The sequence below is a fragment of the Paenibacillus protaetiae genome (assembly GCF_004135365.1).
In the GTDB taxonomy this organism is placed as follows: Bacteria; Bacillota; Bacilli; order Paenibacillales; family Paenibacillaceae; genus Paenibacillus_AP; species Paenibacillus_AP protaetiae.
On record NZ_CP035492.1, the window covers coordinates 1,358,326 to 1,383,259 of the forward strand.

General features: G+C 52.0%; 23 protein-coding genes. 2 read left to right on the forward strand and 21 right to left on the reverse strand.

Going from position 1 to position 24,934, the window contains the following annotated elements; genetic code table 11:
• The 10 genes from ET464_RS06045 to pdhA form a co-directional block, all read right to left on the reverse strand.
• Positions 1-1,161: a glucosaminidase domain-containing protein gene (locus tag ET464_RS06045; protein WP_165279926.1), complete on the reverse strand. Its 1,161-nt coding sequence runs from the start codon at positions 1,159-1,161 to the stop codon at positions 1-3.
• Positions 1,162-1,212: 51 nt separating this feature from the next.
• Positions 1,213-1,533 (reverse strand): hypothetical protein, encoded by a 321-nt coding sequence (locus ET464_RS06050; RefSeq protein ID WP_129439169.1) that lies wholly within the window; start codon positions 1,531-1,533, stop codon positions 1,213-1,215.
• A gap of 130 nt (positions 1,534-1,663) precedes the next feature.
• The gene (locus ET464_RS06055) at positions 1,664-3,151 is read right to left on the reverse strand and encodes a glutamate synthase subunit beta (RefSeq protein ID WP_129439171.1); all 1,488 of its coding nucleotides are present in this window, start codon (positions 3,149-3,151) and stop codon (positions 1,664-1,666) included.
• A 251-nt stretch (positions 3,152-3,402) separates the two neighbouring features.
• Positions 3,403-3,894, reverse strand: a complete 492-nt coding sequence (locus ET464_RS06060) for a dihydrofolate reductase (RefSeq protein ID WP_244226694.1) — start codon at positions 3,892-3,894, stop codon at positions 3,403-3,405.
• Positions 3,895-3,929: 35 nt separating this feature from the next.
• On the reverse strand, positions 3,930-4,895 hold the full coding sequence (locus tag ET464_RS06065; protein ID WP_129439173.1) for a thymidylate synthase: 966 nt from the start codon (positions 4,893-4,895) through the stop codon (positions 3,930-3,932).
• 66 nt (positions 4,896-4,961) lie between these two features.
• The gene (locus ET464_RS06070) at positions 4,962-5,447 is read right to left on the reverse strand and encodes an acyl-CoA thioesterase (RefSeq protein ID WP_129439175.1); all 486 of its coding nucleotides are present in this window, start codon (positions 5,445-5,447) and stop codon (positions 4,962-4,964) included.
• A gap of 196 nt (positions 5,448-5,643) precedes the next feature.
• On the reverse strand, positions 5,644-7,059 hold the full coding sequence (gene lpdA, locus ET464_RS06075; RefSeq protein ID WP_129439176.1) for a dihydrolipoyl dehydrogenase: 1,416 nt from the start codon (positions 7,057-7,059) through the stop codon (positions 5,644-5,646).
• Between the two features lie 4 nt (positions 7,060-7,063).
• A complete protein-coding gene (locus ET464_RS06080; RefSeq protein ID WP_129439178.1) occupies positions 7,064-8,359 on the reverse strand; it encodes a dihydrolipoamide acetyltransferase family protein in 1,296 nt (431 codons plus the stop codon).
• 118 nt (positions 8,360-8,477) lie between these two features.
• Complete coding sequence (locus ET464_RS06085; RefSeq protein WP_129439180.1) at positions 8,478-9,455, reverse strand: alpha-ketoacid dehydrogenase subunit beta; 978 nt, start codon at positions 9,453-9,455, stop codon at positions 8,478-8,480.
• A gap of 33 nt (positions 9,456-9,488) precedes the next feature.
• The gene (gene pdhA / locus ET464_RS06090; RefSeq protein WP_129439182.1) at positions 9,489-10,556 is read right to left on the reverse strand and encodes a pyruvate dehydrogenase (acetyl-transferring) E1 component subunit alpha; all 1,068 of its coding nucleotides are present in this window, start codon (positions 10,554-10,556) and stop codon (positions 9,489-9,491) included.
• A gap of 294 nt (positions 10,557-10,850) precedes the next feature.
• On the opposite strand from pdhA, the gene ET464_RS06095 reads away from it, so the two are divergent.
• Positions 10,851-11,591 (forward strand): alpha/beta hydrolase, encoded by a 741-nt coding sequence (locus ET464_RS06095; RefSeq protein ID WP_129439184.1) that lies wholly within the window; start codon positions 10,851-10,853, stop codon positions 11,589-11,591.
• A 126-nt stretch (positions 11,592-11,717) separates the two neighbouring features.
• Here the strand turns inward: ET464_RS06095 and ET464_RS06100 are convergent, their stop codons facing one another.
• Both ET464_RS06100 and ET464_RS06105 read right to left on the reverse strand, forming a co-directional pair.
• The gene (locus ET464_RS06100; protein WP_129439186.1) at positions 11,718-12,194 is read right to left on the reverse strand and encodes a low molecular weight protein-tyrosine-phosphatase; all 477 of its coding nucleotides are present in this window, start codon (positions 12,192-12,194) and stop codon (positions 11,718-11,720) included.
• Positions 12,191-12,868: a trimeric intracellular cation channel family protein gene (locus ET464_RS06105; RefSeq protein ID WP_129439188.1), complete on the reverse strand. Its 678-nt coding sequence runs from the start codon at positions 12,866-12,868 to the stop codon at positions 12,191-12,193. Before ET464_RS06105 ends, ET464_RS06100 begins: the two co-directional genes overlap by 4 nt.
• A 191-nt stretch (positions 12,869-13,059) precedes the next feature.
• On the opposite strand from ET464_RS06105, the gene ET464_RS06110 reads away from it, so the two are divergent.
• Complete coding sequence (locus tag ET464_RS06110) at positions 13,060-13,698, forward strand: thiamine diphosphokinase (RefSeq protein WP_129439190.1); 639 nt, start codon at positions 13,060-13,062, stop codon at positions 13,696-13,698.
• A gap of 79 nt (positions 13,699-13,777) precedes the next feature.
• On the opposite strand, the gene ET464_RS06115 is transcribed toward ET464_RS06110, so the two are convergent.
• The 9 genes from ET464_RS06115 to ET464_RS06155 form a co-directional block, all read right to left on the reverse strand.
• Positions 13,778-15,844 carry an endonuclease MutS2 gene (locus ET464_RS06115; RefSeq protein ID WP_129439193.1) on the reverse strand — a complete coding sequence of 689 codons (2,067 nt, stop codon included), beginning with the start codon at positions 15,842-15,844 and terminating at the stop codon, positions 13,778-13,780.
• A gap of 487 nt (positions 15,845-16,331) precedes the next feature.
• Positions 16,332-17,108 (reverse strand): MBL fold metallo-hydrolase, encoded by a 777-nt coding sequence (locus ET464_RS06120; RefSeq protein WP_129439195.1) that lies wholly within the window; start codon positions 17,106-17,108, stop codon positions 16,332-16,334.
• On the reverse strand, positions 17,105-17,776 hold the full coding sequence (locus ET464_RS06125; protein WP_129444138.1) for a GNAT family N-acetyltransferase: 672 nt from the start codon (positions 17,774-17,776) through the stop codon (positions 17,105-17,107). The genes ET464_RS06120 and ET464_RS06125 overlap by 4 nt, the downstream gene beginning before the upstream one ends.
• 38 nt (positions 17,777-17,814) lie before the next feature.
• Positions 17,815-18,489 carry a GNAT family N-acetyltransferase gene (locus ET464_RS06130; RefSeq protein WP_129439198.1) on the reverse strand — a complete coding sequence of 225 codons (675 nt, stop codon included), beginning with the start codon at positions 18,487-18,489 and terminating at the stop codon, positions 17,815-17,817.
• 13 nt (positions 18,490-18,502) lie between these two features.
• Positions 18,503-19,363 (reverse strand): carbon-nitrogen hydrolase family protein, encoded by an 861-nt coding sequence (locus ET464_RS06135; RefSeq protein WP_129439200.1) that lies wholly within the window; start codon positions 19,361-19,363, stop codon positions 18,503-18,505.
• Between the two features lie 11 nt (positions 19,364-19,374).
• Positions 19,375-20,730, reverse strand: coding sequence for a HAMP domain-containing sensor histidine kinase (locus tag ET464_RS06140; RefSeq protein ID WP_129439202.1), 1,356 nt, complete (start codon positions 20,728-20,730; stop codon positions 19,375-19,377).
• Positions 20,727-21,425, reverse strand: a complete 699-nt coding sequence (locus tag ET464_RS06145; protein ID WP_129439204.1) for a response regulator transcription factor — start codon at positions 21,423-21,425, stop codon at positions 20,727-20,729. The genes ET464_RS06140 and ET464_RS06145 overlap by 4 nt, the downstream gene beginning before the upstream one ends.
• 274 nt (positions 21,426-21,699) lie before the next feature.
• Positions 21,700-23,328, reverse strand: coding sequence for a serine/threonine-protein kinase (locus ET464_RS06150; RefSeq protein WP_129439206.1), 1,629 nt, complete (start codon positions 23,326-23,328; stop codon positions 21,700-21,702).
• A 142-nt stretch (positions 23,329-23,470) separates the two neighbouring features.
• Positions 23,471-24,814 (reverse strand): ABC transporter substrate-binding protein, encoded by a 1,344-nt coding sequence (locus tag ET464_RS06155; protein WP_244226695.1) that lies wholly within the window; start codon positions 24,812-24,814, stop codon positions 23,471-23,473.
• Between the last annotated feature and the right edge of the window lie 120 nt (positions 24,815-24,934).

Genomic DNA, 24,934 nt, shown 5'->3' on the forward strand with positions numbered 1-24,934 from the left:
CTAATGGGGCGTTTCTACTTCCTGCTTCAACGCCGCAAATATCGTTCGTACTCCTTTCGACCAGTTCGGATCTTCCGCATATTCGCGGTTAATCCAAGCGAACGGGTCGACGCCTTCCGGGCGTCCTTTGCTTAACCGGACAATCGTGCGTGAGGCAATCTCCGCCGAATCGGTAATATTCGTATTGTATTCCTTCCAGCTATGGAACACATTAAACGGGTTATTGGCAATTTGCTCCGCTTGTTTATGAGTAGCGGGAACAAAACCTTGCTCCTGCCCCGTTATCGCAAATAATAATAAAGGATGAATATCGAATTGCTTCGATACTGCAATAATGGCCGATAAATAAGGCTCTTGTGCTAGAAGAGAGGAACGCTTCGCCAAATAATCCGCCAAGCGCTGCTTATCGACATCTGTATACCGCAGCTCCTGCGGCAAACCGTCTTGTGCGTCAGCCTGCTTGAACTTGTCCAGCGTAACCGGAGGCTGCAGCTTCTCATGGGAAGGCAGCGTTAACGACCAGCCGTAAAAAAGCGAAGCCGCTATTAACAGCAAACAGATGAATCCGTACAAATAAGGGCGAAGTTTCGATGGCGAGCCGGTTTCCTCAGCAAGCGGCGGCACAAGCGACAAACCCGGCAGCGGAATGACATTGGCCTGGGCTGGCAGTTTCACTGCTTCCTCGTCCGCTGCCAGCGGAACAGCCCCTTCTTGCTCCAGCAACAGCTTAAGTTCCGGCCAGCATTGCTGAAAAGTCTGCTCTTCCTCTCTCATCTCCTGCTTATGCATCTGTTCCACAGCCGCGACAAAACAAGGCTTGTCCGCAGCGAGCTGCACTTTGCTAAGCACCCATTCCTGGAAGGGCGCCATGATTGGGCTGCTTTTCCAGTCCAGTTTTAGGCAAACCTGTAATATATGCTCCGAGCGGACCGGGCGCTGCTGCTCCAGCACGACGTTCCGGATCAATTCAGCCGTTATGCGCTTTTTCGTTGCTTCTTCAAAAGAAGGGAGCTGCCTATGAATAATGCGTGCAACCGCATCTGCGACGATTTCCGCCTTCTTCTCCTGCGGCATGGCGGCATATTTCATCTGTACGTAACTGCGTATGTTACGGACATCTGCAGGCGACAAAACATAAGCGTCTTGGGCTTCGGCAGGCATGACGAAATCGCTCCTTTGCGTCATCTCTAACCGATTTTACCACAAGTTTCCTTAGGTTGGGGAGGGCAAATTCTGAATCTCCCGCTGCACATCTTCCCTGTAAATATAGGCTGCAATTTGCTCTTTTTCACTGACCGTAAACTGGTATTCACAATCGCAGCCGATATCCTGAGGTACGATTTGCGCAATATCGCCATGGACCGTGCATATGACAAGCGCCGTAAAATCAATAAGATCATCCGGGGCAGGAGTGGCGGGAGACAATGCAAACCGCAGCTCAACGTCCACCAGCTGTTCATTACGCCGTTCTAAAGAAGCGTAAAACGCTTCGAATTTCAGCTCTGTGATACGGTCTAATCCGTATTTAATCATATCCATACTCCTTGTATAAGTTCTCATCTAACCCATGGTAAAAAAACTTATCCTATACCAGCAGACAAGCCGAAAAAAAGCGCCCGAAGGCGCTTCTTCCTAATACATTATTATATTGGATTTTCACCGCTTAAGGAAGCATCGAAGATCCCATCAAATATTTGTCGACTTCACGTGCAGCCTCGCGGCCTTCATTAATCGCCCATACTACAAGGCTTTGGCCGCGGCGCATATCGCCTGCTGCAAATACTTTGTCCACGTTTGTTGTATATTGGCCGTATCTCGCTTTTACGTTCGAGCGGCGGTCCTGCTCCAGTCCAAGCTGATTGATCAGCGTGTTCTCAGGGCCTTCGAAACCTACAGCGATAAACACCAGATCCGCCGGCCATACTTTTTCCGTGCCTGGAATTTCTCTGTATACTTTACGCCCGTTCTCATCAACGGTACGTTCGATTTGCACTGTATGAAGCTCTTTTACATTGCCGTTGCCGTCACTGACAAATTTCTTCGTCAATACGGAAAACGCACGAGGATCTTCGCCAAACAGCGCTTTTGCTTCTTCATGCGCATAATCGAGCGTATATACGTTCGGGAATTGCGGCCACGGGTTGTTGATCGAATCGCGCGTCAGCGGCGCTTTAGGATGCGTACCGAATTGCGTTACCGATTTGCAGCCGTGGCGAAGCGCTGTTGCGACGCAGTCCGTACCGGTGTCGCCGCCGCCAATAACGATAACGTCTTTGCCTTTAGCCGAAATATAGTTGCCGTCCTCCAGATTGGAGTCCAGATAGCTTTTAATCGTACCGTTCAAATAATCCATCGCCATATGAACGCCGTTCAGCTCGCGTCCTTCGATCTCGACGTCACGAGCTTTGGTCGCTCCGCCGCACAATACAACCGCGTCAAACGTATTCAGCAGTTCTGCCGCCGGAATATCTTTGCCGATTTCTGTATTGGTCACGAATTCAATGCCTTCTGCTGCAAGCAGATCAACGCGGCGCTGTACAACCGCCTTGTCCAGCTTCATCGTTGGAATACCGTACGTAAGCAATCCGCCAATCCGGTCAGCGCGTTCATATACGGTCACCAGATGGCCTGCTTTATTGAGCTGGGCTGCAGTTGCAAGGCCGGCAGGGCCGGAACCGACAACGGCAACACGTTTGCCCGTGCGCATTTTAGGCGGCTGAGGGACAACCCAACCTTCGTCAAAACCGCGGTCAATGATCGCTTGTTCGATTGTCTTAATCGTTACCGAATCGCCGATCAGACCAACCGTACAAGAACCTTCACAAGGCGCTGGACATACGCGGCCGGTAAATTCAGGGAAATTGTTCGTTTTGTGCAGACGGTCAAGCGCTTCTTTCCAAAGACCACGATAAACCAAATTATTCCATTCCGGAATCAGATTGTTAATCGGACAGCCGGAAACCGTACCGGCAAGTTCCATGCCCGTATGGCAATAAGGGGTTCCGCAGTCCATGCAGCGAGCGCCTTGCGTAGCAAGCTGATCGTCTGAAAGATGCTTATGGAATTCTCCCCAATCTTTAATCCGTTCAACGGGATCTCGATCAGCCGGAATCTCTCGTTGGTATTTCATAAATCCAGTTGGTGTAGACATCAGCGTATTTCCTCCATCCGTTTTCCCGCAAACCATATACGAAAATTGTTTTTTATAAAATCATATCTGGAACCGCATAAATATACAACTTAATTCGCTAAGAAAAGTTAAAATATTTGGCGAAAACAATCAAAAAAGCTTTTAAAATATGCTATCATTCCGTTTCAGGTTCGTTAATGGATTATCCGGATAATCATTTGCACTAACCTACATATTGTTCGTATTTTTCAGAAAGTTTCCGTATATCCCTATTATAAACGGATATAGGTTTGAAAGAAATAAACATATGGATTTTTTTCGTCCTGGATGCCTTGCTCGCTGCCGGCGAGCTTCCATTCACTGCTTTTTACCTCCGGGAAAAAAGCATCCGCCCGCTCTACCGCGGTTGCAATCTCGGTTAGCAGAAGTTTGTCTGCATACGGCATAAACAGCTCATAGATTTCCGCCCCGCCGATGACCATCCATTCCTCGTCGGCATGCATGAGCTGGAGCGCTTGTTCTATGCTGCTTACCGTTTCCGCCCCTTCGTACACTACGCCATCCTGCCGGGTCAAAATAACATTTCTCCGGTTGCGAAGCGGCTTACTTCCGAACGATTCAAACGTCTTGCGCCCCATTAATACCGGTTTTCCCGTCGTCATCCGCACAAAATACGCCATATCGGCAGGAAGCCGCCACGGAAGCCCGTTTTCGACGCCGATTGCGTTATGCTGGTCGATGGCTGCAATCATCGTTATAGACACTGCACATCCTCCTTTGCCTACTACTGAGCTAAGTATTAAACGGCCACAGGCGCTTTAATAGACGGATGCGGATCATAATGCTCTACGGCAATATCAGAAACTTCAAAATCAAACACCGACTTGATGTCCTGATTCAATTTCAGCACCGGCAAATTACGCGGTTCGCGTGTTAGCTGCAGCTCGATTTGCTCCAAATGATTCGTGTAAATATGAGCATCCCCAAGCGTATGGACAAAATCCCCCGCCTCAAGTCCGCATTCATGCGCAATTAAATGCGTTAATAACGCATAGCTTGCAATATTAAACGGAACGCCAAGGAAAATATCCCCGCTGCGCTGATATAACTGGCATGACAGCTTGCCTTCGCTCACATAAAACTGGAACATCGTGTGGCATGGCGGCAACGCCATATTGGTAGGCACATCCTCCGGATTCCAGGCGGATACGATTAGCCGGCGAGAATCCGGATTTGTTTTGATCGCATGGATGACATCCCGAAGCTGGTCGATCGAATCGCCGCGGGTTGTACGCCATTCCCGCCATTGCTTGCCGTATACATTGCCCAGCTCGCCATATTTCGCGGCAAAAGCGTCATCGTGAAGCACAAGCTGTTTGAAACGCTCCATCTGCTCTTCATAATGGGCGCGGAACAGCTCGTCCGTCTGCGAACGCAGGCCAAAATCGCTCATGTCCGGGCCATCGTAATCCGGACTTTCCACCCAGCTTTTAAACGCCCATTCGTTCCAAATATTATTGTTGTGCTGCAGCAAATAACGAATATTCGTATCGCCTTTAATAAACCATAACAACTCGCTGACGATCAGCTTAAAAGGCACTCGTTTTGTGGTGAGAAGCGGAAAACCTTCGTTTAAACGAAACCGCATTTGCCGGCCAAACACCGAAACCGTTCCTGTGCCTGTCCGGTCCTCTTTGCGAACGCCGTTCGCCAGCACATCTTTAAGCAGGTTCATGTATTCCCATTCACTGGTTTGAACAGCCATGTTGTACGGTTCCCCCTTTTGTATCTGTTCTTCATCATTTATGGCCAAGTCTTTTTATTTTATCATTTATAAGTCAATCTGTCTGTCCTGTTTTCGCTTTTGCCGCAGCTCATAGCGGGCGCCTGCCGTCTGGAACAGATGCTTCTCCAATTCCGATTCCGGGATAACGGGCGGTACAGCCGACGGTTTACCGTCCTGCATAGCCACAAAAGTAAAAAAACCGGTCACCGTTCTTTTTCGCTCGCCGGTTTGCACATTTTCAGCCATAACCGATACAAACACTTCCATTGAAGTGCGGTGGGTCCACGTCACGAACGCTTCAGCTTCTATTGCCTCACCAACTTGGATCGGTGCAAGAAAGTCAAGCGAATCGGTTGAAGCGGTAACGACTTGCATCCGGGCATGGCGAAGTGCCGCGATGGCAGCTGTCTTATCCATAATTTCCATCAGCTTGCCGCCAAACATCGTTTCATTGTGATTGGCATCCACCGGAAAAATAATTTGTGTTGTAACCGTACGCGAGTCCTTTGCCGGCTTTCCCGCAACCTGCATCTTTAAATGCCTCCTTATTATCGCAAGACATGTCTGTTGTTTCCGCTTATGGAATAACTTATTCGCCCGGACAAAAGAAGTGCAGCTGTTTCGGTGCAGAACCGGCCCGGCTTGGCTGAACGTAAGCAGGCTGAAAACGCAAAAATGCCGTGCAGCATAGACTGCACGGCATTTTTTACAAACCGGTGTACGTATCTTATTTCGATACCGTGTGGATCGGGTGTCCAAGCGCTACTTCCGCAGCGTCCAGAACGATTTCCCCAAGCGTTGGATGCGCATGGATCGTCAGGGCGATATCTTCAAGCGTTGCGCCCATTTCGATGGCCAGGCCAAGCTCGGCAATCATGTTGGAAGCTTCGTTGCCGATAATTTGCGCGCCAAGCACAAGGCCGCTGTCTTTATCGGAAACCAGCTTCACGAAACCTTCCGTTGCATTAAGCGACAAGGCGCGGCCGTTAATTGCAAATGGGAATTTGCCCACTTTAACGTTGTGGCCTTTGTCTTTTGCTTCTTTTTCCGTATAGCCGACGCTAGCGCATTCCGGATCGGAGAAACATACCGCAGGGATACATTTGTAATCCACAACGCTTGGATGTCCGGCAATCGCTTCAGCCGCAACGCGGCCTTCGTACATCGCTTTATGAGCGAGAGCAGGTCCAGCAATAACGTCGCCGATAGCATAAATATGCGGGTTGCTTGTGCGGGTTTGGCTGTCAACCTCGATCAGACCGCGGTCGGACACTTTTACGCCGGCAAGATCAAGACCAAGCTCGCCATCGGTATTCGGACGGCGGCCAACCGTAACAAGCAGGTAGTCTGCCGTTACTTTCTCTTCTTTATCGCCAACTTTGTAAGTGAGCGTTACGTCGTTGTCGGTTTGCTCAGCGCTTTGCGCCATTGCACCGGTAACGATATCTACGTTTGTGCCTTTCAGCTTCTTCACTACGATGGAAGACATGTCTTTGTCAAAGCCAGGCAGGATGGTGTCTCCGCCTTCGATTACAGTTACTTTCGTACCGAACTTGGAATACATTTGACCAAGCTCGATGCCGATATAACCGCCGCCGATAACGATCAGGCTTTTTGGCACTTCAGGCAAGGACAAGGCGCCGGTCGACGAGATGATGCGCCCTTTGAACGGGAATGCTTTCAGCTCGATTGGACGGGAACCGGTAGCGATGATGCAGTTTTTGAAACGGTAACGAGGAGCTTCCTGGTCGTTAAACACACGCGCTTCGTTCTCGTTAATGAACATTACTTCGCCGTTGAAGTATTGCACTTTGTTTGCTTTCAGCAAGGAAGCAACGCCGCCTGTCAGCTTTTTCACGACGCCGTTTTTAAACTCCTGCACTTTGGACCAGTTCACGGTTGCTCCGCTTGCTTCAATGCCAAATGCAGAAGCGTGGCCGATCGACTCGTACTGATGAGCTGCGGAGATGAGTGCTTTCGACGGAATGCAGCCAACGTTCAAGCAAACGCCGCCGACATTTTCTTTATCTACAACAAGCACGTTTTGACCCAGTTGAGCTGCGCGAATCGCAGCTACGTAACCGCCGGGGCCAGCACCAATGACTAAAGTATCGATATCCAGAGAAGCGTCTCCTACTACCATTACCTTACACCTCCATGATGAACAGCTCAGGTTGTGCCAGCAGCTGTTTAATATAGTTCATAAAGTTTTGTGCAGTTGCGCCGTCGATGAGACGGTGGTCAAAGCTGAGCGACAAGGCCATAACCGGAGCCGGAACGACTTCACCGTTCTTCACAACCGGTTTTTCCGAGATGCGGCCGGTCCCGAGGATCGCAACTTCAGGGAAGTTGATAACCGGCGTAAAGAACATGCCGCCTGCGGAACCAATGTTCGAAATCGAAATGGTGCTGCCTTTCAGTTCGTTAGCAGCAAGTTTGCCTTCGCGTCCGCGGACAGCCAGGTCACGAATGGAATCGGCAACCATCCAAATATTTTTGCGGTCCGCATCTTCGATAACCGGAACGATCAGGCCGTTGTCCGTATCGGTTGCGATACCGATGTTGTAATATTTGCGAAGCACGATTTCTTGGTTTGCTTCGTCAAGCGTAGCGTTCATGATCGGGAACTGGCGGCAAGCAGCCACAAGAGCCTTCACGATAAACGGCAGGTAGGTGAGCTTCGCGCCCTTTTTCTCTGCGTATGGTTTATATTTTGCACGCAATGCAACAAGCTCGGTTACGTCCACTTCGTCCATGATCGTAACATGAGGGGCTGTGTATACCGATTTAACCATTGCATTGGCGATCGCTTTGCGGATACCTTTGAACGGAACGCGTTCTTCCGGACGGTAAGGCGTTCCGGCTGCGACAGGAGCCGCTTTTGCTTCAGCCGCTGCAGGAGCTGCCGCAGCTGGCGCAGCCGTTTCAACTGCTGACGGAGCCGCTGCCGGTACAGCGCCGCCTGCGAAGCCGTCAACGTCTTCGCGCGTAATGCGGCCGTTTTTGCCGGAGCCGTTTACTTGCGTCAAGTCGATGTTTTTCTCGCGGGCATATTTGCGAACGCTTGGCGTAGCCAGCACAAGGCTGCCGGACGCTTGAGGCGCTGCGCCAACCGCTGCCGGTGCGGCAGCAGGAGCTGCAGCTTCAGGAGCCGCCGCCTGAGGCGCTTCTTCGGCCGGGGCAGCTTGCTCCGGAATATCGCCTTCCGCTTCGATTACCGCTACCACTTCGCCGACATGGCATACTTGGCCGTCCTTCACGCGGACTTCCAGCACCGTGCCGTTCACCGGACAAGGAACTTCGACAATCGCCTTGTCGTTCTGCACTTCCATAATGACATCTTCGTCCGTTACTTTATCGCCGGGCTTCACATGCACTTTGACGATTTCGCCTTCATGCAAACCTTCGCCCAGCTCAGGGAATAAATAATTAAATTTCGCCACCTGTTACGCACCCTCCTCGAAGTTGCGGTCCAGCCGGGACTAAACAGCGCAAGCAGCAGCCTGCCTTGTTATCCGGCTGTACCGAACTAGTACATTCTTTTAAAAAATTGCGTTCCGATTAAAACTCGAGAACTTTATGGACAGCTGCCGCTACGCGAGCAGGAGTTGGAAGCCATGTATCTTCGATCAGCGCAAACGGATAAACCGTATCCGGGCCGGCAACGCGAAGCACGGGCGCTTCAAGATGCAAAATCGCTTTTTCATTGATTTGCGCAATGACCTCGGCAGCTACGCCGGATGTTTTTTGCGCTTCTTGCACAACAATAGCACGGTTTGTTTTCTTGATCGACTCCACGATGGTGTCGATATCAAGCGGCAGCAAAGTGCGAAGGTCGATAACTTCCGCTTTGATGCCGGATTTTTCAAGCTCTTCCGCAGCCGCAACCGCAGTATGAACCATCATGCCGTAAGCGATGATCGTTACGTCGCTGCCTTCGCGGACAACGTTAGCTTTGCCGATTTCGATCGTGTATTCGCCTTCCGGAACTTCCGCTTTAAATTTACGGTACAAGTTCAAATGCTCCATGAAAAAGACCGGATCGTTGTCGCGAATCGCGGAAATCATCAAGCCTTTAGCATCATACGGATTCGAAGGCACGATAACTTTCATGCCCGGCGTTTGCAAAGCAAGGCCTTCCAGCGAGTCTGTATGCAGCTCGGCTGCTTTTACGCCGCCGCCAAAAGGCGTACGGAATACGATCGGCGCATTGTAGCGGCCGCCGGAACGGTAACGCATGCGCGCTGCTTGTACAAACATTTGGTCGAGCGCTTCATAAATAAAACCTACGAACTGGATTTCCGCAATCGGGCGGAATCCTTGCGTACCCATACCAACCGCAAGACCTGCGATTGCCGATTCTGCAAGCGGCGTATCAAATACGCGCTCTTCGCCGAATTCTTCCTGCAGTCCTTCCGTTACGCGGAATACACCGCCAACTTTACCAACGTCCTCACCGAAGATAAGCACGTTCGGATCTCGTTTCAATTCCACGCGCATTGCGTCGCGGATTGCTTCCAACATATTCATTTGTGCCATGATCGCTTTATCCTCCCTTACCGTCACGAATAATTATTGAAAATCAGCCTTCTGCTCTTCCAGATACGCCGGTGTCGTTTCAAACATCGAGTCGATCAAACCAGGAACCGTCATTTTTTCAGTCGCTTCCGCTTTTTTGATATGCTCGTTGACTGTTGCTTTCGCTTCTTCCTTCACGCGGTCCGTATCTTCTTCCGTCCAAAGGCCTTTTTTCTCCAAATATTTGCCGAAACGAATAAGAGGATCCTTCAGTGCCCATTCCGCTTCTTCGTCTTTCGTCCGGTATTTCGTTGCATCGTCGGACATGGAGTGCGGACGGAAACGGTATGTCAAAATCTCGATCAGCGTAGCGCCTTCGCCGTTGCGTGCGCGTTCGGCAGCATCGGATACCGCTTTGATAACAGCAAGTACGTCCATGCCGTCGACCTGTACGCCTTGAATGCCGGCAGCAACCGCTTTGTGCGCGATCGATTGCGCGCCGGTTTGCTTCTTGAACGGCGTCGTAATTGCATAGCCGTTGTTTTGTACGGCGAAAATAACCGGAAGCTTAAACGCGCCTGCGAAGTTAAGCGCTTCGTAGAAGTCGCCTTCGGAGGAACCGCCGTCGCCTGTATACGTAATGGCAACACGTTTCTCTCCCCGTTTCTTGAACGCCATTGCGATGCCTGTTGCATGCAGCACTTGCGCGCCGATAATGATCTGAGGCATCAGAACGTTGACATCAGCCGGGACTTGGCCGCCATGCTGATGGCCGCGGGAATACAGGAATGCTTGATAAAGCGGAAGACCATGCCATACCAGCTGCGGAATATCACGATAGCCAGGGCATACATAATCGTCTTTATTCAGGGCGTATTCGCTGCCCACCATGGAAGCTTCTTGACCGGATACCGGCGCATAGAAGCCCAGGCGGCCTTGGCGGCCCAGATTAACTGCGCGGTCATCCCAAGCGCGGGTAAATACCATACGGTACATAATTTCTTTTAATTGTTCATCAGATAGTGCCGGCAAAAAATCCGGATTAACAACATCACCATCGAGAGACAATACGGAAAGCGGAGTAACCGGATCCGCATGAACTACATGTGGCTGTTTGCTCATTGTGAACATTCACCTCGATCGATATTATTTGAATATTAGATTCCTCTGTTATAGAATTATTATAAACCTGTTTACCGAAAATGGTCAAAGCAAAAAACAAAAAAACCGCCGTTTTTTCGCTATTTTAGGCTATAACAACCTCGAATTGTATATGTAACAGGATATTCAAAACAGTATAACAGAATGGTACAATAGAACGCTTTCACAGTTTTGACATGCGATTTTATGCGCATTAAGCCTTTCTATTGTTTACCCACATCAAGAGCAATCCATTCAATGGGCGGAGGGAAAACGATGACGGATGAAAGATATTTAAAAAGGACGATTCTAAAAGAAACCATCACAAGCCGTTACTTGCCGGAAGGCGAACGCGCGCTGCGCATTTATTTGCCGCCGGGCTATAATGAATTGTTAAGCTATCCGGTTGTGTATTGCCAGGACGGCGAAGACTTTTTCAACTTCGGACGGATCGCAACGACCGCCAACCAGCTTATTTTAGATGAAGGCGTTGAACCGTTTATTATTGTAGGGATCGAAGTGAACAAAAAAGTAAGAACGGCGGAATATGCCCCGGACGGCGACAGGCATGACGATTACGTCACGTTTTTTGGCGAGGAGCTTGTCCCTTTCATCGAAAATAAATACCCGGTAAGGCGCGATCCCGAATACCGCTTGCTCGCCGGCGACTCGCTGGGCGCAACGGTGTCGTTCCATATTGCGCTTGCTTATCCCGAGCTGTTTACACGCGTGCTGTCGCTTTCCGGCGCTTACTTTGAACGGTCGCTCGAAATCATGGAAATTCCGCGCGATTTGACCTGGCTTCGCATTTACATGATCGTTGGCCTGCAGGAGACGGCTTACGAGACGACGGACCGCGGCGTTTACAACTTTGTCGAGCTGAACCGGAGCGCACGCAAGCTGCTCGAAGGATATGGCGCCGATGTCTACTATGAGGAAAAAGACGGTCAGCATCAATGGGGCTTCTGGCAAAAAGAACTGCCCGCCGCGCTTCTGTATTTTTTGCCGCGGGGCTGACGGGCAGCAAGTCCAGATAAAACAACACGAAAAAACCTTCACAAACCGTTTAGAGCAGCGGCCGTGAAGGTTTTTTTACATTTGAAACCACCGTATTGGCGCATAGCTTCCCTGCTTATTCGCCGTCTAGAGCTTCAGGTCGGCTTTCACTCGAGCAAGAAGCGCCTCGCAGCCTTCTTGCACGAGTGCGTATACTTCGTCAAAATTGCCGGTGTAATACGGGTCGGGAACGTCCGAGACGCCTTTCTCCGGCAGCAGGTCCATAAATTTAAACACTTTCGCATCATCCGTCTGGATGCCGGCCGTTTCTTTTACGTCACGTTCGTTTTTGGAATCCATGCAGACGACATAATCAAATATCTCATAATCGTCCGCTTTAAATTGCCGCGCACGCATTCCCGCATAGGAAATACCAAGACGATCCAGCAGCTTGCGTGTCCCTTCGTGCGGTGGCTTGCCGATATGCCAGTCGCCTGTTCCTGCGGAGTCGATTTCAATTACCCGCTCCAGGCCGGCTTTTTGCACTTCATGGCGAAATACCGCTTCCGCCATCGGAGAACGGCATATATTGCCAAGACAAACAAACAATACGCGAGCTTTCATAAGGTGTCTCCTTTATTTCTTTTCGTTTTGTGCCAAAACGGCGGCAGTTCAGGCGTCCATGCGCCGGTTTTGAGAGAACGCCGCGGAAGCTTCCATTTGAAATAAACGGACAACATCCGCAAAAATGTAATCACAACAAAGAGGAACAATAAATCAAGCGTCGAGTGAAACCAGCCGAGCCATATCGCAAATCCGGCCAGCATCGCCCACACGGCGTAAATTTCATCGCGCAGCACAAGCGGCTTGCGTCCTGCGAGCACATCGCGGATCAGTCCGCCGCCAATGCCTGTCAGCATGGCAGCTACCAGCACGGCGCTTAACGGATGATTCATTCCCGTTGCGTACAGAGCGCCCTGGATCGCAAACGCCGCTAAGCCAATCGCGTCGAAAAAAGCTTCGCTTTTTTTCCAATGCTGAATCCAGGTTGAAGGCAATACAAAAGCGATTGTCATGGCACACATGGCTATGATAAACAAATGTCCCTGGCTCCAAAGTGACGTGACCGGGATGCCGATCAATATATTCCGCACCACACCTCCGCCAAACGCAGTCACCAAACCAAGCACAAACACGCCCAAAATGTCGTATTCCTCTTCCATCGCTACAATCGCGCCGCTCACCGCAAACGCAATCGTGCCGATGATGCTGAATACGGCAAAAATATCGACGTCCACCCTTTCTCCTCCCGTTTCTTCCCGGTTCGCTCCCGGTTATGTCCTTTCCATTGTATCTGCGCCTATACGATATGAAAAGACAATTTTTTCGGAAGTTATGGGTTCGATTAACTGTATTTGCAGTTCCGTTCGCTATATACTGACATTATCTGCAAACTGCGCTAAAGCAGGAATAAAAGGAGAACCATTTCATGCATAAACGTATTGTGATTTGCTCCGGCGGCGAATTGGGCCGCTGGGCGCTACCCTATATCGAGAACTGCAGCTATTTGATCGGCGCGGACAAAGGAGCGCTTTTTTTGGCGGAGCACGGCTTCCGGCCGGATATTGCGCTTGGCGATTTTGACTCGGTGACCGCCGGCCAGCTCGCTCTTATACGGAACAGCAGCAGGAAAGTCGAAGACTGCGATCCGATTGATAAAAACTATACCGATACTGAGCTGGCATTCCGCCATGCGCTGTCGTTAAATCCGGGGGAAATCGTGCTCCTTGGCGCAACGGGAACCCGGCTTGACCATACGCTTGCCAATATGCATTTGCTGGCAGCCGCTCTGCAGCAAGGCACACCGGCCGCCATTATTGACAGGCACAATCATATTTCGCTGACGGACAGCCGGCTAACGTTGAGCCGCAGCGGCTACCGGCAAATCTCGCTGCTTCCGCTGACCATGCGCGTCACCGGCATTACGCTAACCGGTTTTCAATACCCGCTGCATAATGCTGTACTAAACATTGGCCAGTCGCTTGGCATAAGCAATGTACTTGCCGAGGAAACCGGCACGATTCAAGTCTCGGAAGGCATGCTGCTTGTTATTCAAAGCAACGATTAAGGGCAAGCAGCGTACACTCGCTGCTTGCCCTTAATGATGCAGCCTGCATTGCGCAGCCCGGCTCGCCGCTGAACCTGGCTTAAGGCTCCGGCGGGCTTATGATGGACAGCCCTTCGACATGCTTGCGGGACATTAGCTTCCGCGCCTTCCGGTTTTCTTTCGAGTCGAACACAATATCCATATCGTAATCGGCGCCGGGATAAAGCTTCTCTTTGGCAATATAAGGCTTCAGCCGTTTCCGGTTAAAATGCAGCTTTCTCCCTTCGACCTGAACCATCACATTCCCGCGTTCATCCGCCGGCCGGTAAACGATTCCCGCCCGGTTCAGCGGATAAATCCACACGGCGTCCCCTTTCGCAAATTCCGGCGGCTTCCCCCTCGGTGAAGGAGCCGCTTTGCTTCCGCGCTCCGATCTTTCCGCAGCTGAAAGCTTACGCCATCCCGCCGACCCGGCGTGCGGCGCCGCTTCTGCCCCATTAGCGGCTGATGCCGCCGCTCCTTCCGCTTTTGCATCCGGCTGCTCGACGCCTTCGCCCGCTCCCGGGCACTCTGCCGCTGCGCCAAACTTGCCCGCTGCGTCCTTCTCCGCCGTTCCGGCCGCTGTGCCCGGCTTAACGGCTGCGGCAAGCAGCTGCTCCGCCCGGTTCATCAAGCCGGCTGGCAGCCCGACCCGCCGGGCAATAACGAAAGCATGGCTTTCGCCTGCCGCTCCGACTTCCAGCCGGTATAACGGCTGCAGCGTCTCCGGGTCAAATGCCATTCGAGCATTTTGGCAGCCTGGCGTGCGGGAAGCATACGCTTTAATTTCATTAAAATGCGTGGAAGCCGCGGTCAGTGAGCCGCTTGCCAGCAGCTCTTCGAGCAAGGCAACCGATAAAGCGATCCCTTCGGACGGATCGGTGCCGGCGGCCAGCTCATCCAGCAAAAACAGCGAGCGCGGCCCGGCGTTTTCCAGCATCGCCTTTATGGCGGCAAGATGGGACGAGAACGTACTGAGCGACTGCTCCAGGCTTTGCCCGTCGCCGACATCCGCCATCACATGGCGGAATAGCCCCAGCTCCGTCCCTTCCTCCGCAGGAACAAGCAGCCCGGCTTGGGCCATCAGCACCAGCAGACCAATCGTTTTGAGCGCTACCGTTTTGCCGCCGGTATTTGGTCCGGTAATAATAAGCTGGTTCCAGCCGGTGCCAAGCTCGACATGGAGCGGAACGGCTTCTTGCCGCAGCAGCGGATGGCGGCCGCCAACAATCCGGATTTCCGGCTGCGCGGATAATAACGGGCTGATGCCGCCATAAGAACGCCCCAGCTTTCCTCTTGCCATGATGAAATCAAAAGAAGCCATCGCTTCCAAATTGCAGTGCAGCTGCGGCGCGTAACTTTCAGCCAGTCCCGACAGCTCCGACAGGATGACCGTACGCTCCCGCTCCTCGTCCGCCAGCAGCTGCTGCAGCGCGTTCTGCAGCTCGGCAACATCAGCCGGCTCCACGAATAACGTTTGCCCGCTGGACGATTCATCCCATACAGTGCCCGGAACTTGCTTGCGCAGCTCCCGCTTCACCGGGATGACAAGCCGCCCCCGGCGCTTGCTCACCAGCTGCTCCTGCAGCGCCGTTCGATATTTCGTCAGCGTCTGCTCCATCTTCTTCTCAATCCGCTGCTCCGCTGCATAAATATGTCTGCGGATATCGGCCAAATAAGGACTGGCACCATCTGTCAGCCGTCCATACCGGATGCAGCGCACCAGCTCCTCCTTCAAATCACGGCATTCCACCATGGAATCCGCGTAGGATGCGATCGTAGGCGCCGTTAACCGTTTGCTGTCCATATATTTCTTCATCTGCGCGACCGATGACAGCCAGACCGCCAGCTGCTCCAATTCCGTTTCCGCATAAATACGCCCTTTGCCGAGCAGCGCCATAAACGAGTCGATCCCTTCCATTGCGGATAGCGGTATGCTGGCGCCTGCGGCGAGCAATGCCGCCGCTTCCTTAGTTTCCTGCTGCCAGATCCGCACCCGCTTCAGCTCGTCGCTTGGCTGATGACGTTCAGCCAGATCCCTGCCGGCCGGCGACACGGTGTACTCCAGCAGTTTCTCCATCACCCGGTTAAATTCCAATTGCTTAAATGCCGATTCCATTCCATTCATGCGATAACCCTCGCTTTCATTTCATATGCGATGCGTTTGGCTTAAAAAGCCGTCAAATAAAAAAACAGGAACAGAACGCATATGCGCTCCATTCCTGTTTCGAGGCGGCAGAGTCAGTCCGTTTCGCGCAACGGCCCAGATGTCTGTGCCATTCCCGGGGAAATGGCGGACACTGGTCCATAAACGCAAAAAAACCGTGCTGCAAGAGCACGGTGTACTGTTCCGCTGCCATAGTTGTTCAGGCGGGGAGTCCACATGTTCTTAACTCAAGGACCCAGACCATTAGACAGGCGCATCAAATCAAGCTGCTGCTTGAACAAAACAGGAGCAAGCTGATCCAAAGCCGCAAAGCTAATGTCCGGCATATCCAATTAGGAGTTAAGAACACCCGTAATCATAAAAATTTGTCCCCTTTCCAAAACAAACAAAATCTGCCTTAATCATAAAAGAAAGCCATGCCCGCTGTCAAGGCGGCATGGCTCCCGGTTTAAATAAACAGCTGCATCCCGGTTTCGGCAAAAGCCGAATGCTCAGGCAGCTCATATTCGCGCCGCAGGTCAATATCATGCGACATATGTGTAAAAACCGTGCGCTTCGGCTGCCAAATCCGCAGCAGCCCGGCAGCTTCCGTCACATCATAAACCGATCTTGTATCATACGGAAACTCTTCCTTATAAAAACTTGTCCCCAATACCAGCAGATCAAGCCCGTACAGCGGCTTCTGCTGTTCTTCGGTCAAGCCAATCGCATCCGAGCAATAGGCCCACGCTTTGCCTGTTGCCGCGTTGTCGAACCGGTACGCGTAAGCGTAGCCGTTTTTCCCATGGTTCACGCGCCAGCATGACGTTACCCAATCGCCAAATTGCACCGGCGTATCAATCGCGTGAAAATGAATTTGCCGCTGCAGCCACGGAAAACGGTCGGCAATTTCCTTGATGACCTCAGACGGCGCATACGCTTCGCCGGATTTGCCGAGCCATCGGCATGCATCCGCCCATTCCACCAAACCGCCGATATGGTCAAAATGTGCATGTGTGATCAATATGCGGTCCACGATCCGCAGTCCTGCCGCTTCCATCTGTCTTCCCCAGTCCGGACCACAGTCAATCATCATCGTGCCGGCGTTGTCATCGTCGATTTGCACAAGCGATCGGTAACGCCGGTTCCGGTTCCCGCTGCGGGCCTCCTCGCAAACCGGGCAATCGCAGTACACACGCGGTACGCCCATCGAATCGCCCGTCCCACGGAACGTAATAGCTGTCATAGCGGAAGCAAACCTACCTGTTCACGGCTGCGAAGCGCCTCTATCATCTCAAGCCAAGCTTGCGGTTTGTTTGGAAGCGCGGAATAATACGTCGTCAAAAACTGCACGATGAGCTGCGCGGGAAGAGAGGCGCGTTCATCATCTGCCGGCAGGAAGCATAAATCAAGCCCTTCAACCGCCTGGCCTTCATGATCCCATGAAGGATGGACATACCCGAAGTCAAGCCGCTTGTAACCCATATGGGACAATACTTCCCGCCGCACCAGCGGGTTCATCGGCGTTACGCCGCCAAACTCGTGGATGGAGGCAAGGTACGGATCGTAAATTTCAGCAAACATGCCCAGCCGCTCCGTGCCCGATTCTTTTGCCAGCCTTGCCAGATCCCGTTCCCGGTTCACCATCAGGAAACGCCCGATGCCCATCGACGGCCGGCCAATGATCGTGAAGTCCGTCATGGCCACCTTCATATCCGGGTAATAGCGGTATTCCGTAGAGCCTACCACTTCATCCCCGTGAACGGCGGCATATACATGAATACCCGGATCTTCCAGCGGTTCCTTCCATAATTCATACGCCAGCACTTCTTCCGGCGGAAAGATCGTTTGCAGAAGCTGGTGCAGCTTAGCAAAATAAGGATCTTCAATTGACTTAATTCGATGATATTGCAGCATAACTGTCAGTCTCTCCCCTCTCTCCTATTATCCGTCTAAGCTTCCGGCTGCTCCAGGAACGGATTGCGCCATTCCATTAATGCCGCGTTGCCAAGCGATTCTTCATCGTCCAAGTAATTGGAGGCGACGCCGATTGGCATCCGTCCGCAGCGAAGCAGGAACGTCAGGACCGGATCTCGCAGCTCTCCCAATACCGCTTTCTCCAAATATTGCTTTGGCGTAAGCGATTCGGCATGTATATGGTAACCCGGCATTCGTCCTGCGCCAAGCAGCCGCTTCAGGTTCAAAAAAACAACCGTTTCGTACATCGACTGCATCAGCCATTTGCCGATGCCGGCTTTCCGGAATGCCGGGGATACGCATAAGTCAGCGACATACAGCGTATCTCCTTCCGGATTATGGTTGCGGATATAACCGTTATCCGTAATCGTCTCCCAGGTGTGGGAATGCCCGTAGTCGTCCAGATTGACGATAAGTCCGGTCATCGAACCGATAATCCGGCCTTCCGTTTCCACACATAATGCGCCGGCCGGAAAATGATCGAGATGCTTCGCCAGCTGCTCTTCGTTCCACAGCAGTTCCTCCGGATAAGGAGGAGGAAAGCTTTCTTGCTGGAGCGCGATCATGCCGGCATAATCCTGTTTCGTATAATTGCGGATGATTACCGGAAGCGGCTTGCCGTCCAGAAAAACAATCATCTTTTTGTACATGGCTGCAGCCTCCTTACGCCCAATCCGTATACAAATCTGTTCGGCGGTCCCGCCAAGTCGTTACGGAACCGGCTGAACGGACGTCTTCCAGCAGTTGCAAATCCAGGTCGGCCACAACAAGCATATCGTCGTTTATAACCCCTTCGGCCAATATCCCTCCCGGTGGAAACGGAATATCGTTAGGCGTAATAACAGCAGCCTGCCCGTAGTTCGCCCGCATAAAATCAACGCGGCGAAGCGCGCCGACGGTGCCGGTCGTCACGATATACACCTGATTCTCAACCGCCCTGGCGTGGCAGCAATAGCGCACGCGGTGGAAGCCGTGCCGGTCATCGGTGCACGATGGGCAAAAAATGACGTCCGCGCCTTTTGCCCGCGCCATCCGGACGATTTCCGGAAATTCAATATCGTAGCAGGTGAGCATTGCAATGGTGCCGTATTTCGTTTCAAACACAGCCAGTCCGTCGCCGGGCGCCATGCTCCATTCCGTTACTTCGGTTGGCGTTAAGTGGATTTTGGCCTGCTTGTCGATTTTCCCGTCCGGATGGAACAAGAACGCCGTATTTTGCCGTCTGCCTCCGCCCGCGTCAACGACATGCGTGCCTCCGATTATATAAACGCCGTATTCCGCCGCTAGGCCTTGGAACAACGCCGTATAATCGTCCGTAAACGCCGGAAGCTGCTCAATTGGCAGCGGACGCCCATCCGCACCCCCGATCGACAGCAGCTGGGTCGTCATAAATTCAGGAAATAATACAAATTCCGTTCCGTATTCGGAAGCGTTGCGGACATAATGTGTCACTTGAGCGGCAAATTGCTCAAAGGACGTAATGTCTTCCAAATGATATTGGACGGCAGCAACCCGGTATTTCAAGCTCTTTCCCCCTACCGTTTTTGTCTAAATTGAATGGTGATCGTCGTGCCGACATCCGGCAAGCTGTACACATCAATTTTGCCTTCATGAAGATCCACGATCCGTTTTGCAATCGACAGCCCAAGGCCAACGCCTCCCGTAGCGCGGGCTCGGGCGCCGTCCACGCGGAAAAAGCGCTCAAACAAGTTCGGAATATCCGCTTCCGGAATGCCGATCCCTTTATCTTTCACTTCAATCTGAACGATGTTTTTAATTTGCAGCACCGTTACATCGATCGGCTCTTTACTGTATTTGATCGCATTATCCAACAAGATGACGAGCAACTGGCGGATTTTGTTTTTGTCCGCATACATGCGCACCACTTTGGCAGAAGCCTTCACCCGGATCGGTCGCTGGAACGTGGTCTGCAGCATATTGGCCGTTTCGTCCAGCATTTGGACGACGTCGAATTGCTCCTGGTTCAGCCAGTCCTCCTGCTCCGCTTCGGCAAGCGTCAGCATCGACTTGATCAGGCTTTGCAGGCGCGAGGTTTCTTTATCAATCGCTTCGATCGCTTCGTTGCGCACATTCTCATCATCGCGTCCCCAGCGCTTCAGCATTGCCGTGTAGCTGCTGATAACGGTAAGCGGCGTCTTCAGCTCATGGGAGGCATCCGCCACAAAATGCTTTTGCCCTTCAAATGTACGATCCAGCCGGTCGACCATCTGGTTAAACGCGCGGACAAGCTGCTGAAGCTCGGGCGATTCCTCAGAATTGGTATTTTCAATTTTGCGGAGCTTGCCGCTCCGGTCAATCTCGCGGATCGTTGAAACCATCTGCTGAATAGGAGCCGTCAGCCTGGAAGTAAACCAGTATGTACCGAATATAGCAAACAAGATTGCGCCAACCGTCGTCACTGTAAGCGCCGCAACCAAAATTTGCAGGTAGCTGTCCAGCTCGTTCAACACGCGGTTGATTTCAAGCATTGCAACGACATCGTGCCCCTCATAAAGCGGCACCTGCATGCTTAATATCCGCTCGCCGCCTTTGCTGATCATCCCGGTATTATGCTGGGATTGAAACTGGGCGGGCAGATCCAGGAGCACCGGATCGGAGCCGGTAATATTCGCGACTTTCCCGTCCGGCAGCACAATCCGGATCAGCTCATTGACGTTGTAATATTCCTTAAGCAGATCGGGGTCGCTAAGGCTGCTGCCCTTTTGGATGTTCGGATTTTCCAAGATGAGATTGATTTTATTGGTCAGCACCCGTTCTTCGCTGTCCGTCGTAATTTTAATCACATAAAAATAAACAAATATATTAAACAAAATAAGAATAAAGATTAACCAAAAAATGGTGAAGAGGGTAAACCTTTTACGCAGTGTCATGCATCCGGCTCCTTAATCATATAACCGACGCCGCGCACCGTATGGATAAGCTTATGCCGGTATCCTTTGTCCAGCTTTTGCCGCAAATACCGGATGTACACGTCGACCAGATTCGTTTCGCCTATAAAATCGTATCCCCACACATCGGACAAAATGTCTTCGCGCGATTTCTCTTCGTTTTTATGCTCGACCAAGTAGACGAGCAGCTCAAATTCTCGCGGCGTCAGCTCGATGACAATATCTTTGCGGAACACTTTGCGCGTCCGGAGCTCGATCGTCAAGTCGCCTACTTTAATGACATCATTGCCTTCCGCTTCGCGCGGGTTTTGCTGGAATATACGTAAAATATTGCGGACGCGGGCGAGCAGCTCCTCCATCGCAAACGGTTTTGTAATATAATCGTTGGCCCCGTGCTCGAAGCCGCTAACTTTATCCGGCACGGTATCCCTTGCCGTCAGCAAAATAACCGGCACCGGATTGCCTGCCTGGCGCAGCCGCCTAAGCACTTCAATTCCGTTCAGCTCGGGCAGCATGACATCCAGCAGCACAAGCTCCCATTCGCCTGAAGCCGCCATCTCGTAGCCTGTCCGGCCGTCCGCCGCTGTGCCTACATGATATCCTTCATGTTCCAATTCCAATTGTAAAATGCGGGAAATTCCCGCCTCATCTTCAACCACTAATATGTTTTGATTCATCCTTGTTTGTCACCTGCTCTTCCAGTATTGCAAAATAGGTGCATTATTTTCATCATAAAGAACGTTGTATGGAAAAGCAAGCAAGCCGGCCTGCTTCACGCAGTCCGGCTGAGACGATTTGTCCGGCATGGAGCCGGGGTGGTAAAACACTTGCTTTCGCCGCTCTTTTCCGTAACGGGCACACCCCTATTTTGCGTTCGGCTCCGCATTCGGGACAGACAGACTGTTCCCTGCAGCTGCGCCTAATGTACATGTTTCGCTGCCGGCTCCAATTTTAAGTCCGTTCAGCTCTGCTTCTGACGGTGCTGCCCTTCTTCGCGCCAAGCTCCTTGGACAGAAAATGCCATAAAGGAGCTAACGCTTTGTCAGCAGCCCGGCGGATAGCGGAATTGTCTGTACACCATCCGCCGGCCCATATCGCCTCAAGCACCGCTGCCGTATCCAGCTGCGGGAAAACTATCGGGTCCGGCAGCATTTGCTGCCATTCCTTGCGCCCGCGGAATGATGTGTCCTTGTTTGCCGCCCATAACGTGCGCAGTCCGGCTTGAGCACGACTCCCGGCAAGCCGTTCCAGCAGACTTAGCTTCCTCGCTTCCCATCGGGACACAAACGGATCGGCTGCAATAACGATCAATGATGCCTCCTGCAGCCAACCGGCCACTTCATGCCCCGAATGATCCCATGCGCCGGATACATCCACAACCGTTACATCAGACGGCAATCGTGCGATTTCCCGTTCAAAAGCATGCAGTCTCGGCGGCTCGTTCCGGGGAACGGCGGGCTGCAGCATATGCCAATGCACCCGATCGGCGCCTTGAAGCAAACGATATCGCTCGTCCGCCATGCCGGCATGCTCCGGCTGCCGTCGCTTGGCAGCAATCGAACCGCCCCGCGGATCCAGAAGCGAATGCCATTCCGGGCGTACGCCGGGAAATTCAGCCGCCGCCACTTGCAAACCTTGCCGCGCCAGCAGCTTCGCAATGGAAATGGCCATAAAGGTCGCTCCAGCTCCTTCCGACAAACCCAGCACCGCTATCGTACAAGCTTTCCCGCTCCGCCGGACCGTATGTTCCGATGCCGCAATCGAATCGGCAGTATACACGGGAACAAAGGCGCGAAGCGCATCCAGCACCTGTTCCATAGAGCTGTATCTATGATAAGGATCCTTTGCAAGCATACGGTCCAGCACACGGACAAATGCGCGCGGAACATCCGGGCCAAAAGGCCGGTTAACCGCCACCCGGTTCGTGACACCCCCCGATAACATATAAAATAGAAGAGCGCCAAGTCCATATACGTCAGTCCATTCGCCGCTCTGCCCGCCGCCGCTTTGCTCAGGCGCTGCAAATCCGGGTGTCCCGAGCAGAACCGTATCCTGTTCCGCTCCGGGCTTGTAGAGCCTGGCAATGCCAAAGTCAATCAGCTTCACCAAACCGCGTTCATCGATCATGACATTGGAAGGTTTCAAATCACGGTGAATAATTGGCGGCGATTGCCGGTGCAAATAAGAAAGAGCGGAACAAAGCTGCATGCCGATCGCAGCCGCCTCTTCAAACCGGATGCCCGCTCCTCGATCGGCTACCAGCTGCCGGACGGTTTGCCCGGATACAAAATCCATCACAAACCATTCCACCCCTTGCTCATCCGGCGGCGCGTAATCTACAATTGACGGTAAATTCGGATGGCTGAGCTTCATAAGCACCTGGGCTTCTTCCGATGATCTTTGCCGGTCTTCCGCCGCCGCTTTAATGGCTTTCAAAGCGCGAAGCTTGCGTTCCAGCTTCATATCTTCCGCTGCATATACAACGCCCATTCCCCCGCTGCCAAGCAGCCGCACAATCCGGTAACGGCCGCCTGCTACCGTCCCCGGCTCCCAATGGGGCAAACTATCCTTGCTGTACACGATACGATCCGCCTCCCTTGTCCGGATTTAACAAAAAAATCCCGGCCCTGCGCATGCCTGCGCCGGACCGGGATTCTTTCCCGTTAAACCTGCCTTTGGTAATAAATTACCATATCCAATTGCGGCAGACAAGCGGGGAGTGTTATTTATTTTTGGACAAGATGGAGGTTGCATCGGCTCTAAAGCTTTTTGCTGCATCCTCTACCGAAATTTGATTATATTCCAGCTGCTCGCTAAGCGTCTTCAGCTTGTCGATGATCTCTGCCGATCCAACCGGATCTACAGGGTCCATTGGCGAGCTGTGCTGCTCCGACCACGATACATAATCAAATACTTGCTGCTGTGCAGGCGACAGAAGCGGTTTGATCGCTTCTTGTACAGTCGATGATACCGGCACGCCGCGTTCGCCCAAAATCAATTTGTTTGCTTCCACGTCATTCACCCAGAAGTTAATGAATTTCGCCGCTTCAGACTTCACTTTCGAGCTTTCGGCAATCGAGAAGAACATACTTGGCTTCAAATACAATCCTTTCTCCATGTCCGGTCCAACCATTGGCGCAATCTCCATCGGCTTGTTGACCGCCTTTTGCAGCGCGTCATATTGGTTTGACCATTGCCATACGCCAATTTGCTGCCCTTTTACTGTAAAGCCGTCCTCTACGCCTTTAATTTGGGCTTTTACGTCAGCGGAAGGAGCAGCGCCGGACTTCGTCACATCAGCGATGCGTCCGAAATAATCGACAAACAGGCTGTCGTCATCATAACCAAGGCCGTTGCCGTCGGCATTATATAAGGTAGCGCCTTTTGTGCGAAGGTAATAGGCAAAGAAAATTTCCGGGCGGAAGCCGTCGTCGATGTAAATGCCGGCTTGTTTGGCTTTAGCCGCCATATTGACATAGTCATCCCAAGTCCAGTTATCCGGAATGCTGTCGATGCCCGCTTTATTCAGCGTTTCAGGCACGTATTGGAAACCAAGCGAGTTGACGCCAAGGTTCATGCCATAGTTGCCGCTTCCGTATTCGCCGGCTTTCAGCGCGTTGTCACTAATATTCGATACATCAATTTCTTTGCCGAAAAACGGAGTTAAATCAGCAAGCTGTTTTTTGCCTGCGTATTGCGAATAGTAGCTCGTATCAATCTGAATAATGTCCGGGAGTTCCCCTGCTGCTGCTTGCGGGGCAATTTTTTTCCAGTAATCGTCATAATTCGCGTATTCCACTTCGATTGTTACGTTTTTATGCTGCGCTTCGTACATGTCGACCACTTTTTTCGTATACTCGTGGCGTGTGTCGCCGCCCCACCATGCAAGGCGGATCGTCACAGGTTTGCCGCTGTCCGAGTCCGTGCTTGCGCTTGCACTTGCACCTGCATTCGAACTGCTGCTTGCAGTACTGCCGGCATTATTGCCATTGTTACCGCCGCATGCTGCGACAAATACAAGTGCCGTCGCGGCCATGAGGGTAAGCATCTTTTTCTTATGTTTCATGTCATACTCCCCTTTCGATCAAATCTGGCTTGGATTGGTTATGTTTACATGCTTTATTATAAAGTGTTGTAACCGCTTACGGTATTAAAAAATCCGCTTTTTTTGTTAAAAAAACCGTCC